This is a genomic window from Pseudonocardia halophobica (assembly GCF_050948485.1).
GTDB lineage: Bacteria > Actinomycetota > Actinomycetes > Mycobacteriales > Pseudonocardiaceae > Pseudonocardia > Pseudonocardia halophobica.
Genome location: NZ_CP192046.1, coordinates 6,133,718 through 6,150,929 on the forward strand (window position 1 = coordinate 6,133,718; position 17,212 = coordinate 6,150,929).

General features: G+C 71.3%; 17 protein-coding genes. 13 read left to right on the plus strand and 4 right to left on the minus strand.

What is annotated here, in order from left to right; genetic code table 11:
- Nucleotides 1–66 precede the first annotated feature (66 nt).
- On the plus strand, nt 67–798 hold the full coding sequence (locus ACQP04_RS29310; RefSeq protein ID WP_433503760.1) for a glycosyltransferase family 2 protein: 732 nt from the start codon (nt 67–69) through the stop codon (nt 796–798).
- Between the two features lie 6 nt (nt 799–804).
- On the opposite strand, the gene ACQP04_RS29315 is transcribed toward ACQP04_RS29310, so the two are convergent.
- On the minus strand, nt 805–1,446 hold the full coding sequence (locus tag ACQP04_RS29315; protein ID WP_433503761.1) for a response regulator: 642 nt from the start codon (nt 1,444–1,446) through the stop codon (nt 805–807).
- A 126-nt stretch (nt 1,447–1,572) separates the two neighbouring features.
- On the opposite strand from ACQP04_RS29315, the gene ACQP04_RS29320 reads away from it, so the two are divergent.
- Nucleotides 1,573–1,992: an ester cyclase gene (locus ACQP04_RS29320; protein WP_433503762.1), complete on the plus strand. Its 420-nt coding sequence runs from the start codon at nt 1,573–1,575 to the stop codon at nt 1,990–1,992.
- Here ACQP04_RS29320 and ACQP04_RS29325 read toward each other — a convergent pair.
- Both ACQP04_RS29325 and ACQP04_RS29330 read right to left on the minus strand, forming a co-directional pair.
- On the minus strand, nt 1,982–2,704 hold the full coding sequence (locus tag ACQP04_RS29325) for an LCP family protein (RefSeq protein ID WP_433503763.1): 723 nt from the start codon (nt 2,702–2,704) through the stop codon (nt 1,982–1,984). The two genes, ACQP04_RS29320 and ACQP04_RS29325, sit on opposite strands and share 11 nt — an antisense overlap.
- Before the next feature lie 15 nt (nt 2,705–2,719).
- Nucleotides 2,720–3,043, minus strand: a complete 324-nt coding sequence (locus ACQP04_RS29330; protein WP_433503764.1) for a hypothetical protein — start codon at nt 3,041–3,043, stop codon at nt 2,720–2,722.
- 380 nt (nt 3,044–3,423) lie between these two features.
- Between ACQP04_RS29330 and ACQP04_RS29335 the strand changes: the two genes are divergently transcribed.
- Entirely contained in the window at nt 3,424–4,029 is a 606-nt protein-coding gene (locus ACQP04_RS29335; protein ID WP_433503765.1) for a phosphatase PAP2 family protein, read from the plus strand.
- A gap of 112 nt (nt 4,030–4,141) precedes the next feature.
- On the opposite strand, the gene ACQP04_RS29340 is transcribed toward ACQP04_RS29335, so the two are convergent.
- Nucleotides 4,142–4,933: a hypothetical protein gene (locus tag ACQP04_RS29340; protein ID WP_433503766.1), complete on the minus strand. Its 792-nt coding sequence runs from the start codon at nt 4,931–4,933 to the stop codon at nt 4,142–4,144.
- A 162-nt stretch (nt 4,934–5,095) separates the two neighbouring features.
- Between ACQP04_RS29340 and ACQP04_RS29345 the strand changes: the two genes are divergently transcribed.
- From ACQP04_RS29345 to ACQP04_RS29390, 10 genes are all read left to right on the plus strand, one after another.
- Nucleotides 5,096–5,803, plus strand: a complete 708-nt coding sequence (locus ACQP04_RS29345; protein WP_433503767.1) for a response regulator transcription factor — start codon at nt 5,096–5,098, stop codon at nt 5,801–5,803.
- Nucleotides 5,804–5,929: 126 nt separating this feature from the next.
- Nucleotides 5,930–7,300: a hypothetical protein gene (locus tag ACQP04_RS29350; RefSeq protein ID WP_433503768.1), complete on the plus strand. Its 1,371-nt coding sequence runs from the start codon at nt 5,930–5,932 to the stop codon at nt 7,298–7,300.
- Complete coding sequence (locus tag ACQP04_RS29355; protein WP_433503769.1) at nt 7,297–8,286, plus strand: glycosyltransferase; 990 nt, start codon at nt 7,297–7,299, stop codon at nt 8,284–8,286. The genes ACQP04_RS29350 and ACQP04_RS29355 overlap by 4 nt, the downstream gene beginning before the upstream one ends.
- A complete protein-coding gene (locus ACQP04_RS29360; protein ID WP_433503770.1) occupies nt 8,283–9,446 on the plus strand; it encodes a DegT/DnrJ/EryC1/StrS family aminotransferase in 1,164 nt (387 codons plus the stop codon). The genes ACQP04_RS29355 and ACQP04_RS29360 overlap by 4 nt, the downstream gene beginning before the upstream one ends.
- Nucleotides 9,446–10,936 carry a polysaccharide biosynthesis protein gene (locus ACQP04_RS29365; RefSeq protein ID WP_433503771.1) on the plus strand — a complete coding sequence of 497 codons (1,491 nt, stop codon included), beginning with the start codon at nt 9,446–9,448 and terminating at the stop codon, nt 10,934–10,936. The genes ACQP04_RS29360 and ACQP04_RS29365 overlap by 1 nt, the downstream gene beginning before the upstream one ends.
- Entirely contained in the window at nt 10,936–11,937 is a 1,002-nt protein-coding gene (locus tag ACQP04_RS29370) for a hypothetical protein (RefSeq protein ID WP_433503772.1), read from the plus strand. The genes ACQP04_RS29365 and ACQP04_RS29370 overlap by 1 nt, the downstream gene beginning before the upstream one ends.
- Nucleotides 11,930–13,105: a glycosyltransferase gene (locus ACQP04_RS29375; RefSeq protein ID WP_433503773.1), complete on the plus strand. Its 1,176-nt coding sequence runs from the start codon at nt 11,930–11,932 to the stop codon at nt 13,103–13,105. The genes ACQP04_RS29370 and ACQP04_RS29375 overlap by 8 nt, the downstream gene beginning before the upstream one ends.
- Nucleotides 13,096–14,538, plus strand: coding sequence for an RtcB family protein (locus ACQP04_RS29380; RefSeq protein ID WP_433503774.1), 1,443 nt, complete (start codon nt 13,096–13,098; stop codon nt 14,536–14,538). The genes ACQP04_RS29375 and ACQP04_RS29380 overlap by 10 nt, the downstream gene beginning before the upstream one ends.
- Nucleotides 14,535–15,803, plus strand: a complete 1,269-nt coding sequence (locus ACQP04_RS29385) for a phosphotransferase family protein (RefSeq protein ID WP_433503775.1) — start codon at nt 14,535–14,537, stop codon at nt 15,801–15,803. The genes ACQP04_RS29380 and ACQP04_RS29385 overlap by 4 nt, the downstream gene beginning before the upstream one ends.
- Before the next feature lie 137 nt (nt 15,804–15,940).
- Nucleotides 15,941–17,152: an O-antigen ligase family protein gene (locus ACQP04_RS29390; protein WP_433503776.1), complete on the plus strand. Its 1,212-nt coding sequence runs from the start codon at nt 15,941–15,943 to the stop codon at nt 17,150–17,152.
- Nucleotides 17,153–17,212: the final 60 nt, after the last annotated feature.

Genomic DNA, 17,212 nt, shown 5'->3' on the forward strand with positions numbered 1-17,212 from the left:
GCCGGTGCGACGTCACCGTCCCGGCGCCCGTGGCGGTCGGGCGCTGCCGACGTGGGGAGTGACGTCATGCACGGTTCGGGCACTGCGCGGCCGGCGGTCTCGGTGGTCGTCCCGACGCTCAACGAGCGCCGGAACGTCGAACGCCTCCTCACGGAGCTGGATCCCGGGTACGAGGTGGTGGTGTCCGACGGCGGCTCGGTCGACGACACGCTCGGCGCCGTCCGCCGTGTCCGGCCGCGCTCCCGGGTCGTCACGCAGGGATGGAGCCGCGGGACCAGCATGGTCGCGGGTCTGCACGCGGCCCGTGGCGACGCGCTCGTCCTCCTCGACGCCGACGGCTCCGCCTGCCCGACCGAGGTCCCCCGAATGGTCATGGCTCTCGACGACGTCGACCTGGCCAGAGGCTCCCGCCCCACCCGGCGCTCGGTGGCCGACGCCGCCCTCGCAGCCGTCGCCTCCGCCCGTCTCGGCACGCGCGTCACGGATCCGTGGTGCGGCGTGACGGCCCTCCGCCGCTCTGCCCTCCCCCGGCTCGGGCTGCCGGACCTCACCCGGCACGCCACCGGCTTCGAGCTCCTCCTCGCCGCCCGTGCGGCCCAGGAGGGACTGGCCGTGTACGAGGTCCCGGGCATTCGGGCGGCGCCGTGGCACCAGCCGTACCCGACGAACTCGCTGGCCGAGAACTCGCGGATGATCAAGGCGTTGTTCGCGGTGCGCCGGTCCACGCCCGCGCGCACCGTGCCCGCACCCCGCCCGTCGGTCGACGGCGTCGTTCCCCAGGCCTACGACCGCTCCTGACCCCGCTCAGGCCCGCTCCCGCCGCACTGCGGCAAGCACCATCTGCATGAGCTGCTCGGGTGTGTCCGCCCACCCCTCGGCCCCGTGCCGCACCGCCTCGTCGAAGTGCTCTGGCCGCCCGGTCCGCGCGTAGACGATGAACGGGGTGTGCACGTCCGCCGACCGCAGCTTCTGCAGCAGGTCGTAGCCGGCCTGCGGGTGCTGCAGGCGCTCCATGTCGGAGACGATCACGTCGTACTGGTTGCGGTGGACCCGCTCGAGGGCGTCCTCGGTCGACGTGCTGAGCTCGACGTCGATGCCCACGGCCTCCAGCGCCGTCGCCTCGTGCCGGTTGGCGCTGGGGTGGTCGTCGACCCACAGCAGCCGGGCGCGACCCCCGACGTCCTGCAACGTCCGCGCGGCGGCATCGACACGATCGAGCGCCGCCTTCTGGTCCATCGGCGGCGCTCCCTTGGCGGCGGTGGCCTGGGTCAGCGCGGTCGCGGCCTGCTGCCTGCTCGACGCCGAGATCTCCAGCCCGCCCGGCCCCTTCACCGTCAGCGACCCGGACAGGAGCTTGGCCAGCGGCTTCCGGAACAGAACGACCACGACGAGCACGAGCGCCGGCCAGATCAACACCCCGATCAGCCCGGTGATGTCCGCGAGCACGGCGCCTCCTCTCCCGGCCCGGAATTCGCCGACGGTGAGCAGTCCGTTACGCGTACGCAGTTCTGCGCAGCGACAGGACGCCCAGCGCGGAGGACCCTGGCCCCCCTGCGAGACGAGGTGCTGACGATGGACGACGTGCAGCTGGTCCGGAACGAGTTCGAGGCCTGGAACAGCCGGAATCTCGAGGGCTGGCTGGCGCACTACTCGGACAAGTCGGTCTTCGACGTCCCTGGCGGCGTGCACCTCGAGGGCCTCGACGGCGCCCACATGTTCTGGGGCGGCTACCAGAACGGATTCCCCGACAACCGCGTCGTCGAGCGCCGACTCTTCGGTCAGGACGGCCAGGTCCTCCTCGAGGCGGTCTTCGAGGGCACCCACACCGGCCCTCTACCGACGCCCGACGGGCAGATGGTCGAGGCCACGGGCAAGCCGGTCCGCGTCCCCTTCTGCGGGCTCTACCTCGTGGAGAACGGCGTGATCACGGGCCACACCCTCTACTTCGACCAGCTGGAGATGATGCTGACGCAGCTCGGCCTCATGAGCTGACGGTCAGTTCGGAGTGCCCGACAGCCCATCGGTCGGGTGCGCGGCGACGTACTGCGCCATCGTTCCGCTGCGAAAGGCGGACCAGAGCCTCGCCCCGGCCTGCTCGTCGAGGTAGACGACGGACTGCGCGCCCTCCCGTCCGAGCCCCGCGACCGGGGCGCTGGTGAAGGTCACCCAGCCCGGCCGCAGCCCCCTTCATCTCCAGCGCCAGGTCGCGCAGGCCGCCGTTGGTCAGGGTGTCGTCGACGCTGACGGTCCGACTGGTCGCGTCGACCAGGTCGTAGAGGCCGACCGGGTCGGACAGGTCGTCGCCGGCCTTGGTCAGCAACGCCTTGAGCGCGTTCTGCTGGCGCTTGGCACGGTCGAGGTCGCCGCCGGGCAGGTCGTAGCGCTGCCGGACGTAGGCCAGGGCCTGCGCACCGTCGAGGTGGTTGAGGCCCTCGTGGAAGTCGACGCCGGCGTTGCTCGTCGCCGCCGCGACCCGCACGTCGATCCCGCCGACCGAGTCGCCCATCTCCTGGAAACCGGCGAAGTCGATGACCCCGAAGTGGTCGACGCGCACACCGGTCAGGTTCTCGACCATCTGAATCAGCAGCGGGGAGCCACCGAAGGCGTACGCAGCGTTGATCTTGTTCGTACCGTGGCCCGGGATGTCGACCCAGCTGTCCCGCGGGATCGAGGTGACGGCGGCGGTGCTGCCATCCGCGGCCACTCGGGCCGCATGATCTCACGTCACTGCGCTGCGAGTCGGCCTGCACCCCGGCGGGCGCATCCGTGCCGGTGGTCGGGTCGGACGAACGGGTGTCCGTGCCGTCAGCAGGAAGGTCGTGCCCGACGACGCCGCGGGGCGCGCCTCGGCGGGGATGCCGGCGAACGCGTCGGGCACCCGACTGACGTTGTTGCCCACGCTCTCCGTGACCATGTAGATCGCCGCCGCGGCCGCCAGGATCAGCGCGAGGACGGTGACGAGCAGGCCGACCAGGACCCGGCGACCTTTCCGGCTCCGCGTCCCGACGGTGTCCAGTACCACCGTGGGCTGTTCCTCGCGCATACCTCTCCCGTCTCACGATCTCGATCGTCTTGTCAGGGCCGAGGCGAGAGGTGTTACACGAGTCAACAGATCTGATGAGGTTGTTCGCCCGCACCCACGCCAACGCCTGCGTGCCGGGGTGGAGGACGAGGCCGTCCCGGGGGCGCGCCCCGCTCACCGCAGCGCACGCGACACCTCGAACTCGCCCTGCCGATGATCGGGTAGTCACACGAGGTCCCGGGCGGAGAACCGCACGAAGGGAGGAGCGGGATCCCACCCACGGCGTTCTTAGAATGGATCCGGTGACCGCTGCCGAACCGGGGCCGTCGAGCAGCCGCCGAGCCGGGTCGTGGACCCGCCCCGTGCTCCCGGCTCGGGCAGTTCGTGCCGCACTCGTGGCGATGGGTGTAGCGGCCGTCCTGCTGACCATCCTGCTCGTCGTCTTCGCCGGTGCGAGTAGAGCCGGCAGGGTCGACTCGGCGATTGCGCGCGCCGTGCAGGACGGTCCACATCCCGGTCGCCTTCCGTACACGCTGCTGACGCTCGGCGAGCCGTCCACCGTCGTCGTCCTGACGGTCGCGCTCGCCGTGGTGTGCCTCCTGCTCCGGCATGCCTCGATGGCCGCTGTCGCCGTCCTCGCTTCGGGCCTCACCGGCCTTCTGACCACGGTCCTGAAGCCGCTCGACGGACGGACGTTCGAGGGCGACTACTCGATGCCGAGCGGGCACACCGGGGGCGTGACGGCGCTGGCGCTCGTGGCCGGCCTACTGCTGATCAACCTCTCGGGCCGCCGGATGGCGGCAGTCGGGGCAGCTGCCCTCGTCGTCGCGGCGTCGGTGGGCATGGGCCTGGCCTTGGTCGCCACGAACAACCACTACCCGACCGACGTCGTCGGCGGGGCGTGCTGTGCGGTGCTGGGAGCCCTGGGCTCGGCGCTCCTGGTGCAGGGTGTCATCGAGCTCAGGTCCCCGGAGCGCACCGACTCCCCTCGATCCCCCGGACCGTGAGCGGATCTCAGCGCTGGATCCGTTCGGCTTCACCTTCGTCTCAGTACCTCCTCGAGCACGCGGCCGGCGATCGTGAGACGCGGCTGTCGACCGGGACGGCGGGCCGGATCGCTCACCAACACGGCCGCGCCGGCTGGGGGAGCTCGGCGTTGAACCTGTCGAGGACCGCCAGCAGGTCCGGATGATCTGCAAGGCGACCGCCGCTGTATGCCCACGAGAAGGTGATCGCGCCGCACCAGTCGGAGGAACGCCACTGGTCGATCATCCGCTGGAGCTCGGGCGCCGTCGGCCAGCGCCACTGCTCGCCCGAGAACGCCTGCAGCATCGCCACGTAGCGCGGGATGCGAGCCGCACGGAGTCGCGCGATGAAGGCCGGGATCAACGACCAGTCACAGCCGTGGCGCGCGGTGCAGGGATACGGATCTGTCGCCAGGACATCGGCCGCGTCGCGGAAAGCGGCGAAGAGATCCGGGTTGTCGACGTTGACCAGGGTGAAGTGCGAACGATCAGGATCCAGCGACCGGACCAACTCGGCCCGCCGGCGCACCTGGTCGCTCGCGATAGGGCATCGGCCGTCGCTGTTGGGCTCGTCCGCGAGGTAGTAGCCGACGGTTCGTGGGTCGGACGCGAGCTTGTAGCGAGCGAACGCGGCGCGCACATCGTCGTCGCTCCAGACGAAGGAGCACGAAACGTCGTCATAGCCGCCGAGCCAGATCAGGGCACGCTCCGGCCGACCCACCGCAGCGAGTTCCTGCGGAGTGGCATCGAGGACGGTGAAGCCGTAGCCGGTCGCGCTCGGATCATGCGTGTTGAGCACGGCCGAGAGGAAGGTCGACGGCGGCGCCTCGGCCGACGGCCCGGCGCATCCCGCGACGGCGAGCGGGAAGCAGGCCAGGACGCCCACCACACGATGGAACCGGCCGCCCCCGCTCCGCGCCGTGCCGCTCCGCCGGGTCACCGGGCGAGCGTGCCCCGTCACGCGCGCCCCCTGGCTCCTGCTCGTGCATGAGACGGTCTCATGCAGTTGACGGAGGCCGGTTCGGGTGGACCACGGCACGGTGAGGCCATGGCTCAGTTTCGCCTGCTTCTCGTCGACGACCACCAGATGCGTGCCGAGGCCATCGCTGCAGGGCTCTCCGTGACGCCCGACATCTGGGTCCTCGGCCGTGCCGGGACCGACGACCCGAAGCTGGGCGAGCTCGTGGGGGCTCTCCGGCCCGACGTCGTGACGCTCGCCGTCAGCGCGACGGGCGAAGGCGCGGCCTCACTGGTGGAGCAGATTCATTCGACCTGGCCCGACGCACGAATCGTCGTGCTCGCCGAGCACCGGGACCGTGCGACCGCGGCCGCTGTGGCGCGCGCCGGCGCCGACGCATGGGCGGACATGGACGTGTCCCTGCACGAACTCGTCACCCTGTTGTGCAATGTCCACCAGGGGGCAGCGAGCTATCCCCCGGATCTGCTCGGACATGTTCTGACCGAACTGCGTGCCGCCGCCCGCCGGCCTCATTCCGACCAGGGCCCGCTCGGGTTGCTCAGCGCTCGCGAGCGCGAGGTCATGGTCAGGATGGTCGCGGGACAGAACGGGACACAGATCGCGCGGGACATGTTCTTGTCGGCGAACACCGTCCGCACTCATACGCGCAGCATCCTGGCCAAGCTCCGGGTGCACAGCCGACTGGAGGCGGTCGCGGTTGCGCGCGCTGCCGGTCTGCGCTCTCACCGCATCGACGAACCTCGACGGTCGTTATCCGGCGCCACGTCGACCGGATAGCTGCGTCGGAACTCGCGGGGCCACTATGCCGCGCTCGCTACCACACCCTCGCGTGCGTTCGGCACCTTCGCGCGGGGCCGGCAACCTCATGACCTGTGCACGACTGGCACCGAACCGGTGGGAGCAATGGACGTCAACGAGATCTTGCTGCGTGTAGTGCGCGGCCACTGGCGGCTGCTGCTCGCCGGCATACTGGTTCCTCTGATCGTCGTCGGCGCCGTATCGGCGATGACACCACGTACCTACGTCTCGACCGCACGGCTGCAGGCGAGCACCGCACTACCGGGCACCGACACCGAGGCCGATGCGATCCTCAACCGCGTCACGGGGATCGCGACCAGCCCGGCGGTGGTCAAGCAGGCCGTCACCCAGGCGTCGGTGCCTCGCGATCCGCAGAGCGTGATCGACGAGGTGAGCGTGACGAGGCTCGGTAGCTCCGCGGTGTTCGACCTGACGGTGGCCGACACGGACCCCGCAGTCGCCACCAGCCTCACACAGGCGCTGGTCGAGGCCGTCGTCCAGTTCAACAACAACGGCGGTGACCCGACGTCGGCTCAGCTCCTCCAGAACCTGGCCGATCACGAGAAACAGCTTCTCGACCAGCGATCCAGTGTGTCGGCGCAGTTCGCCGACGCGCGCGACCCGGCAGCAGCCGCAGCCCTCTCGGCGCGGCTGTCCGACCTGGACCAGCAGCTCAACGCCGTCGGCGGCACTCTCGAGAGGTTGCAGGCGAGCACCTCGTCCGGCTTCGCCGTGGTCCTCTCGCCGGCGACTCCGGCCACGCCCGCACCGTCGCACCTCGCGACCGATCTCGGCCTCGGCCTTGTGATCGGGCTGGTCGCCGGGCTGTTGGTGGCATCGATCTCCGAGACCATCCGCCCGCGGGTGGTGCATGCGCGGGCCTTCGGCCGCGAGCTGGGGGTGCCGCTACTCGGACGGATCCGGCTGCGCAGCCAGGGTGACGAGTTCGTCGGCACCTCGGATCCCGAGATCGGACTGTCCGTCGGCCGCGCCGCACAGCGGGCGGGCGTACGCAGGCTCGCTGTCGCCGGTCCGCTCGAGTCTGCGCGGATCCGAGCGGTCGCCGCGGCGCTGCAGACACAGACCCCGACCATCGGGACGGCCCTCGGCGGCCTCTCCGCTGCCGCGCACCTCAACGGAAGCTCCGACCACGGGTTGCCGGAGGCCTCGATCGGAGAGGCCGAAGCCCAGCGTGGCGCGGTCACCGAGACGGCGATCCTCGCCGCCAGCCGAGAGGTGAGCGGCGTGACTCCTCAGCGCGTCGAGGTGGTTGCGGCCGTCGACGTCGCCGGGATCGACCCTGCAGGTCCCTTCGGGCTCGTGGTCGTCGTGCCGCCCGGAGTCCTCTACGCCGACCTCCGCCCGACCGTCGACCTGGGTGAGGCATGCGGCTGGCCCATCGTCGGCGTGCTCGACGTGTCCGCCGCCCGTCGCGACGAGGCGCCGACGGATCGCGAGGAGGAGCACCGGCCATGACCGTTCTCGCACCGCCGATCACTTCGTCGTCACCGACGGGCACGGGCGGCACGGTCCCCTCCGTCCGGCTGGTCGTGGGGCCCGCGGCAGCGCCGCTGGGCACGGCCACGGTCGACGCCCTCCGAGTGCTGGTAGGAGCAGGCCGGGCACGCTGGGCCGAGCCGGGTGAACCCGCGGATCTCCTACACACCGTCGGTGATCTCGAGGAGATGATGCCGACTCCGACGGGCGCCACCGTGCACTCGGTCGACCGGATCCCGCTCAGAGGTCGTGAGCTGATCGCGAGCAGGACGTGGACACGTAGGCAGCGCGGACTCGCCGGCACCCGCGCAGCCTGGCTCACCCACGGTCGGGACGCCAGCAGGCTCGTCGTGCGCACCGGTCTGGTCGCCGGCGAGCGGGTGTACTGCCTCCCGGTGCTGCCTCCGTGCGCTCCCACACCGACCCTCGAGCGGGCACGTGTCCGCCATGAGCTCGGCCTGCGCCCAGGAGTGCGACTGGTGGTCGGCCACTCGGGGAGGAGTACCGCCCACTGGGACGCCGCGATCGACAGACTGCACCGCGATGATCTCGCCGTGCTCCATCTCGCGGCCCAGCCGGGCTGCATCGAACGTACCGGCGGGTCCCCGCGCCCGTGGCCGTTGCCGGACCTGCTGGTCGCAGCCGACCTGTTCGTCGCCGCCGGGAACGAGTTGACGGCCGTCAACCCGGCTGCGTGCGCACTCGCCATGGGGGTACCCGTGGTGGCGGTGACGACGGACAGCGCCGCGGACCTGCTCACCCCGGGCCGCGACGGTCATGTCGTGGCCCCCGCCGCAAGCGCGATCGCGCACGCCGTCAGCGCGCACCTCGATCATGTACCGCGGCCGCGTGGTCCCGTTCGACCGACAGATCACGAGGGTGCCGCACTCCGACTGGCACGATCTTTGCTCCAGGTCTACCGGCAGGTTCTCGCCATGCCTCAGGGGCTGTGGAGGCGGCGATGACGACGCAGGTCGCACGACAGGTGCCGTTCGGCGCGTGCGACATCACACCGGAGGCCCGGTCCGCCGCGCTGGCGGTGCTGGAGAGCGGCTGGGTCACGACGGGTCCCCTCACCCGCGAGTTCGAGCGGGATTTCGCCGAGTGGGTCGGCGCACGCCACGCTGTCGCAGTCAGCTCCTGCACCGCGGCGATCGAGCTCTCCTTGCGCGCACTGCAGCTCCCGCCCGGATCAGCGGTCCTGACGCCGACGCTGACCTTCTGCGGCGCGGTACAGGCGATCGTCCACGCGGGCCTGCGCCCGGTTCTCGTGGACGTCGACGACCTCACCCTCACCCTGAACGAGCACGACGTGGCTGCGGCTGCTGCTCGGCACGACGCCCGGGCGATGGTGCTCCAGCACATGGCCGGCTACCCGGTGGCTGTCGCCGAGCTCACCGCAGCGGCCGACCTGACACAAGATGATGTCGTCGAGGACGCTGCTCACGGTCTGGGCGCCGTGATCGGCGACATTCCGGTGGGGACCGCCTCCACGTCGACCTGCTTCAGCTTCTACGCCACCAAGAACCTGCCGATCGGTGAGGGCGGCGCGATCACCACCGCCGACCCGGAGCTCGCCGACCGATTGCGCGCGTCCAGCCTGCACGGCATGAGCCGCGACGCCTGGCGCCGCTACCGCCCTGGCGGAGGTTGGCGCTACTCGGTCGAGCTCGACGGCATGAAGGCCAACTTCACCGACGTACAAGCCGCTATCGCGACCGCTCAGCTGGCTCATCTCGGCCGGTGGCAGGTGCGACGGGCCGAACTTGCCGCACGCTACGACGCCGCGCTGTGCGAGGTCTCCGGCCTGCGCCTACCGCCGCGGCCCGTGACCGGTCGGCATGCCTGGCACCTCTACGTCCTGCGCGTGGGCAAGGGGTTCCCCCTCGATCGCGACGGCCTCGCCGCTGCCCTCGCGGAGCGGGGAATCGGCACCTCGGTGCACTTCATCCCGGTCCACCACTTCCCCTACTTCCGGTCGTTACTCGGCCCGCAGGACCTGCCGGTGGCGGATCGCGTGTTCGAGGAACTCCTGTCCCTGCCCCTGCACCCCGGGCTGACCGACGACGACGTCGACCAGGTGTGCGAACACATCGTCGACCTGAGCCGAGGAGGCATGCAGTGATGCGCCCCCTTCCCTGGAGAGCGAGCCGGACCGGATCGACGTCCTCGGGCGCGCGGACGCTCGTCGTCGGCGCCGGTGCCGCCGGTCGGACGCTGGCACGCGATCTGATGCGCACCCACGAGTACGGCCTCGCAGTCGTCGGATTCCTCGACGACGACGCCCACAAGCGACGGATCGGCAGGCTTCCGGTACTCGGTCCGCTCTCGTCGCTGGCCGAGACCGTGCGGGAGCAGGCGATCGACGTCGTCGTCGTCGCGATTCCCTCGCTTCCTCCGATCGAGCTTGCCGCCGTCGTGCGCGAAGCGGTCCGGTGCGGTGTGCGGGTGCGCTACCTGCCGTCGTTCTTCGCCGCAGTGCAGCGGGACAGCCGGAGCGGCGACCTGGCCGTTCCACCCGCCACTCTCCTCGGCCGCGCCGAGGTCCAGGTCGTGCGGCCCGCCACGCAATCGATCGTCCGAGGCAAGCGGGTGCTCGTCACCGGAGCCGGTGGCTCGATCGGGAGCGAGCTGTGCCGCCAGATCCGGTCCTACCATCCTGCCGCCCTCTACATGCTCGACCACGACGAGTCGAACCTGCACGGACTGCAGCTGGAGATCAGTGGTGCAGCCCTGCTCGACACCGACGAACTGCTCGTCGCGGACATCCGTGACCGCGACAGGGTCGACCAGATCTTCGCCACGTTCCGACCCGAGGTCGTGTTCCACGCTGCGGCGCACAAGCACCTGCCGCTTCTGGAACGGCACCCGTGCGAAGGCGTCAAGTCCAACGTCCTGGGCACGCAGTACCTGGTGGATGCCGCCGTCGACACCGGTTGTGAGCGCTTCATCCTGATCTCGACCGACAAGGCTGCCGAGCCGACCTCGGTGCTCGGGGCGACGAAGCGACTCGCGGAGCTCATCGTCGCGAGCCGCGCCGGGCAGGGCACGGCGTTGGGCTCGGTGCGGTTCGGCAACGTGCTCGGCAGTCGCGGGTCGTTGCTGCACGTGCTCGCCTATCAGATCGCCGCCGGTGAACCGGTGACGATCACCGATCCCGATGTGGACCGCTTCTTCATGACCGTGGAGGAGGCGGTGGGGCTCGTCCTGGAGGCCGGGGCGATGGCGGAGGCCGGCGAGACCTTCGTGCTCGACATGGGTGAACCGGTCCGCATCGTCTCCCTCGTCGAGGCCTACGCCGCGCAGTGCGGGGCCTCGGACGTCACCATCACATTCACCGGGCTGCGGCCCGGCGAGAAGCTCAAGGAGTCGCTGTTCGGAACCCATGAGGAGAGGACTCCCACCGCCCATCCGCGGATCTCAGCGGCTCTGGCGACGACCCCGCTCGACGATCTCGAGCCCCGGCTGGCGCCGCTCTACCTGGCCACTCAGCAGAACGTGGCCGACGACGTACGGGGGCACCTCGCCGAGCTCGTCCCCGACTACCGCCCACCGGCGCTCGCCGTACCGTCCGCGGTCGGCCTGTTCGACGCCCCCTACCCGGACGGGTTCTGATGGAGGGGGAGCTGCTCCAGGCCGGTGAGCGACTCGTGATCAGGTCCGAGCCGTCGTGGCTCGACGGCGTTCTGTGGGAGGCCGTCGGCGAGCCCTGGCTCCCGATCTCGGACGGGCACGTCGACGTCGACGTCCTCGTCGAGCGAGATACCTCGGCGTTCCCCGTCTCCGGCTGGGAGCGCGTCACACGCGGAGCTCACCGGAGGGGCACCGCCTGCGTCCTGGAGAATGCGTGCGGCTCCGGGTTCGACCTGCTCGTGGCAGCTGAGCCCGCGGCCCGGGCGGAACGCCACGGCCGTCTCCGGGTCGTCGCCCGTTGGCGCCCGCCGCGTCGGGAACGTTTGGCCGCCCTCGTGTTGCGCTCGCGGTTCCATCTCCTGGTTCGCGCCGTCCTGCTCCAGTACCCGCCCTTGTGGAACGCAGGGCGCCGCGGCCGGGTGCCGCTGCACGCCGCCGCGGTCGAGATCGGAACGTCCGTGCCGCTGCTGGTCGGACCCGGTGGCATCGGTCGCTCCACCGTCCTGCTCGCCGCCGCCCGCGCGGGCGGTCGGGCCTGCTCGGACAACGTCGTCGCCGGCGACGCGCACCGCATGTTCGGCCTCGTCGAGCCGATGCGCGTCGAGGGCGGCGGCGGCCGACGCATGGCGCACGGGCGGCGCGAGCGCGCTCTGCCCGGTCGGACCAGCGACCTCGAGCCGGACCGCATCGTGGTCCTCCGCCGCTCGAACAGCGCGGAGCCCCGGGTGGAACAGATCGGCGCTGCGCACGCAGCCCGTGCCCTGACAGCCGGCACCTACATGGCGGGCGAGCTCCGCCGCTACTGGGGCTTCGCCTCGACCCTGGCGCTCGGTACCGGGATCGGCCCGGCGCATCCGCCGATCGCCGACACCGCAGCCGCGATCGCCGCACGGCTGCCGGCCGTGGAGATCACGTTGACCTCACGCCCGACACGCGAGGTCACCGGGATGCTCGTCGCACCGACAGAGGCCACGCATGTCTGAGAGCCGAGTCCGGGTCGCCACCGTGATCACCAGGCTGGAGGCGGGAGCCGGGGCCGTCGCCCTGCGCGGCGCCCTGGCGCTGGACCCGGCCCGATTCGAGACGACCATCATCGCCGGCAGCGGCAACCGACTGGTGGACGACGCGCGGGACGCCGGGCTCGAGGTCGTCGTCGAGCCTGCCCTCGTGTCGCCGATCGCACCGCGCGACGACGTGCGGGCCCTGCGTCGTCTCATCCGGCTGCTCACCGGGCGGCGTTTCGACGTTGCGCACACCCACAGTGCCAAGGCAGGCGCGCTCGGTCGGATCGCAGCCCGGCGCGCCGGCACGGGTCGCATCGTGCACACCTTCCACGGTTTCCCGTTCCACGAGTTCCAGTCCGCGCCGGTGCGCGCGACCTACGTACAGATCGAGCGCAGGTTGGGAACGATCACCGACCTGGCTCTGTGCGTGGGCGCCGGCGTCGCCGCCGAGGCCGTGCGGCGGAGGTTGATCGCGCCGGACCGGATCAGGACCATCGGCGTCGCCACCTCCGGGACCGTGACTCCCCGGACCTCGCGGACCCGTGAGCAGGCGCGCCGGACACTGGGTCTGCCGCCGGGTGCCGCGGTCGTCGGCGCCGTCGGCCGGCTCGCCTACCAGAAGGCCCCCGAGGACTTCGTCCGGGCGATGGTCTCCCTGGGGAGGGACGACGTCGTCGGTGTGTGGATCGGGGACGGCCCGCTCGCGCCCCGGGTCCGGGAGCTGGCGGCGCACGCACTCCCGCGAGCCCGCCTCGTGCTCACCGGAGACCGGGCGGACGTGCGGGAACTGCTGCCCGCCCTCGACGTGTTCGCGTTGCCCAGCCGCTACGAGGGCCTGCCCGTGGCGATCATGGAGGCGATCGCCTGTGGCGTGCCCGTCGTCGCCACCGCCGTCAACGCGGTACCCGACGTCGTCGTGCCCGGCCGGACCGGCCTGTTGGTGCCGCCCCGACGACCCGACCTCATGGCTCGGGCGCTACGCCACCTGCTCGACCACCCCTCCGAGGCCGAACGCATGGCGCGCGCAGCGCTCGCCGCGATCGGCGACCGCCTCGACGACGCCGCACTGGGACAGGCACTGACCGACGCCTACGCCCCTTCCCCCGAGCTCCGCCCGCCCCGACCCCAGGAGATCCCGTGCGCGTAGACATCGTCAGCGGCAAGCCGACGGAACGACCTGAAGAATCGGCCACCGTCTTCGACAGTGAGTTCTCCCCCGCCGACCCGGCACTGCTCGCACGACTGCGCGACGGTACTGCCACCGCCGACCTCGCCGCTCCCCCGGTCGTCCTCCCGGACTTCTGTCACAAGTCCAAGTCGGAGATGCCCTCCAGCATCGCCGTCGCCACTCGCGACGCGATCCGTCCCACGCTCACCGACGCCGCGCTGAACTGCGGCATGGCCCTCGCCACGCTCGACATCGCCAAGCCGCCCGAGCGCGCCGTTGGCGAGTTCTACCGGCGCGTGCGGGAGCGCTTCCCGAACCCCGCGGGTTGGCGTTTCGAACTCACGCGCGGCGAAGTGCTGCGTGCCGCTGTGGAGGGTGCCGACTTCGCCGCCGAGCGCTACGGCATCGAGCGCCACGAACTCGACCGTGTCGAGGAGTTCGGGCGTCTCTGCGTCGACGATCTCGGCGGAGCCGAGCGTGCCCGCCGGGAACTGCCGTGGCTGTGCGTCCAGCTGGCCCGCCTCCGCTTCGGGTCGATCGGTCCGAGCACCCACTTCCTGGAGTTGCAGGAGGTGGAGGAGATCTTCGATCCGGAGGCCGCCCGGCACCTCGGACTGCGCCAGGGGCAGGTCACGATGCAGTTCCACAACGGGGGCGGCGTGCTGACCGGTCAGCTCGGTGAGCTCTACGCCCGCCGCAGGTCGGCCTCGCGGCTGCTCCGCGCCGAGATGGCCGCGCAGAAGCCGCTCACGCATCTGCTCGGTGCACGCGATCTGGCGACCGCCCGACGTCGCTTCGAGGCCTACTTCACCGCCGGATGCCCCTCGCTGCCCACCGGCGGCGACGACGGCCGGCGGCTGCTGCTGTCTCAGCGCCTCGCGATGAACTACGGCTTCGCCTACCGGCTCGCCACCTACGCGGCGCTGCGCACCTTCGCACGTGAGGCTCTCGGGGCCCAGCTCTCCCTGGTCGTGGACTCCCCGCACAACTCCATCTACGAGGAGCAGGTGAACGGCCGGCCCGCGTACGTCCACCGGCACAACGCGGCCCGGGCCCTTCCGGCGGAAATGATGGCGGGCCATCCTGCTTTCGCACGGACCGGACAGCCTCTGCTGCTCCCCGGCACGAACCGGACCTCGTCGTTCCTGTGCATCCCGGGCGACGACGCCGGCCGCAGCCTGTACACGGCCTGCCACGGCACGGGCAGCATCATCAGCGCCTTCGAGCGCTCCGGCCGATCGGGTCCGGATCCGCGCGGACGTTCCACGTCGCGCTACTCCTACTCGGACGCGGCGCCGCGCCGGGTCGCGCACCTCGACGACCTCGGGGTCGGTGAAGGCCTCGACATCCTCGTCGGCAACGGACTCGTGCGCCCCGTCGCGAGGATGCGCCCGTTCGCGGTGCTGTCGTGACGGGCCTCGCGGCGGCTCGCGTCCTCGGTCCACTCTGGCCGCAGCTGCTCCCGGCCGAGCGGCAGTTCGTCGCTCTGCCCTCCCGGCACAGGCCGGTGATCGTGGCCGACCGCGACCCGCAGGTGCTCCGCTACGTCCGGACGGCCCTGCTCGCCACGCCACCGGGGTCGTCACTCCCGACCTGGGCCTACTCCCTGGCGGGGCAGGCTCTGCGCGTGCCGGGCACATCCCGGCTGCTGCCTCGGCACCATCGACAGCTGGACGTGGCCGAGACGGACCTGCAGGACATCGCCGCCCTCGTGCGGACCCACGACAACCGGCTCGTTGTTCTGCAGCACAGTCACGATCCGGATGCCCGCTGCGTCCTCCTGCTGTTCGAGCCCGGCTCGGCCGTGCCCGACCGGGTCGTGAAGCTCGCGGCCGGCGCCGCAGCCGCGGACCGGATGGAGCGCGAGGCACGTGCCCTCGAACTGCTCCAGGGCCTGTCGGATCGGCAGCTCGGAGCGCAAGTACCACGCCTCCTCGCGCTTCGCCCGCACCACGAGCGCCCGGCTCTGATGACGACCGCGCTGCCCGGTGTGCCGATGCTCGTCCGCTATCACCGCAGCGGCCACACCGCCGACCGTGGTGCGGTCACCCGCGACTTCCAGCGTGCCGCCGGGTGGCTGGCGCGACTGCACGCCGCCACGGCGAGGGAGTCCCGACCCCTCGACCTCGCCCCGGCCACCCTCGAGGCCGTCGAAAGCGCCTCGACATCACCGGCGGCGTCGGGCTTCGACCTCGTCGAGGAGGCGGCCGCATTGCAGGTCCGCCTGCGCCGGCGCCGCGCCCCGGCCGCACTCGTGCACGGCGACTTCTGGCCGGGCAATCTGCTGACCGACGGCGCCCAGATCACCGGGGTCGTCGACTGGGAGCGCAGTGTCGGCTCGGGAAGCCCGCTCCGCGACCACGCCCGCTTCGCCCTCTGCTACTCGCAGTACCTCGATCGCCACACCGCGCCCGGCCGCCGCGTCCGGGGTCATCGCGGCCTTGTCGCGGGCGCACCCGGTGGCGGCGTGGGCTATGCACTCGACGGCAACGGCTGGTATCCCGACCTCGTCCGCGGCTTCCTCCGCAGCGTCCTGGCCCGGCTGCACCTGCCGCCCGAGTGTGGACGCGACGGGGTGCTCGCCGAGATCCTCGCCGTCGCCGCCGAAGCCACCGAGCCGACGTTCGCCGCGAGCCAGCTCGCCCTGTTCCAAATGCTCAGCGAGGACCTCCGATGACCGGTGTCGACACGTCCCTCACGGCGGCTCGGAGGGCTGCCCGTCGTGGACCAGGCCCGCAGCCACGGAGCTCCCTGCGTTGGCTGCCCGAACGTGGAACAACCGAGCGCGTCGCCGTTCTGCTCGCGGCCGCCTCGGTGGCGTTCCAACCGTTCCTGCATCCGACGGGTCCGGGCAACGCCTCCCCCGTCGACGTCTTCCTCCTGTTGTCGATGCTCGCGACGATCGTCTGGGCGGCCGGAGCACACGTACGGATTCGCGCGCCCTACGTGGTCGCCGTCACACTCATCGTCCTCGGGGGTGCCCTCGCGGGGGTGACCGGCCCGCTCCCGGGTACCGCGCTGCTCGCCGTCTTCCAGGACCTGGTGATCTTCGCCTGGGCTGTCGCAATCACCAACCTGGCGAGCCGCGAGGGAGTGCTGAGGACACTGACGACGGCTTGGGCCGTCACCTCCGTCTGCTGGGCCTCGGTGCTCGTCACCGCATCGGTGTTCGGCCTGACGTCGATCGAGGGGATCGTGGCCCGGGAGGGCAACCGCGCGCTCTTCACCTTCGGTGACCCGAACTACGCGGGTACCTACTGGATCACGTCGATCTTCCTCGTCTACGCAACCCAGCGACCACGACGGCGGTGGCTGCGGTGGCTCGGCTACGGGCTGCTGGTGTGGTCGCTGATCCTCACCGAGTCCAACGGGAGCGTCTTCGCACTGCTCGTCGGTGTTCTGTTCGTTCTCGTTGTCGCCACCTACCGCCGCTTCGGCGCGCCGGCCGCCGTCGCCGTTCCCCTCGTCACGGTGGCGCTGGTCGGTGGGCTGCTCACAGCCATGCCGCTCGCACAGATGCAGACCTGGGCGCGCGACTCGGGCCAGCCCGTCCTGGTCAACTCGATCGGCCGCAGCAACGGCAGCAGTGCCCAGCGCAGTGAGCTCATCGCGGAGTCGATGCAGCTCTACGCCCGGTACGGCGTCCTCGGCTCGGGGCCCGGCAGCACCAAACCTCTGTTGCAGGAGGGTCACTATCCGTACGCCAAGGAGGCCCACGACGACTACCTCGCCGCGCTCGTCGAGCGGGGGCCGATAGGCCTCGCCGGAGTGCTCCTGCTGGTGACCGGAGCCGCGGTCAGGGCGGCACGGGTGCTGCGCACTGCACCACGCGGTTGGCCGGAGCTGCCGCGGCCGGTCGGTCTCGTGGCAGGTCTGCTGGCGATGGCCGTCGCGGGGGTGTACTACGAGGTCCTCCACTTCCGCTACACCTGGCTGTTGCTCGCCTTCATCGCCGCCGTCGCCGCTGTCCGGCCAGGTAGGCGTACGGGATCCGCCGATCGCCCGGCGACCGGGGTGAGTCGATGAGCAACCCGGCACCCGCGGGCACGCCCCGTAGATCAGCAGCTCTGGGCAGGCGCAGCCTCA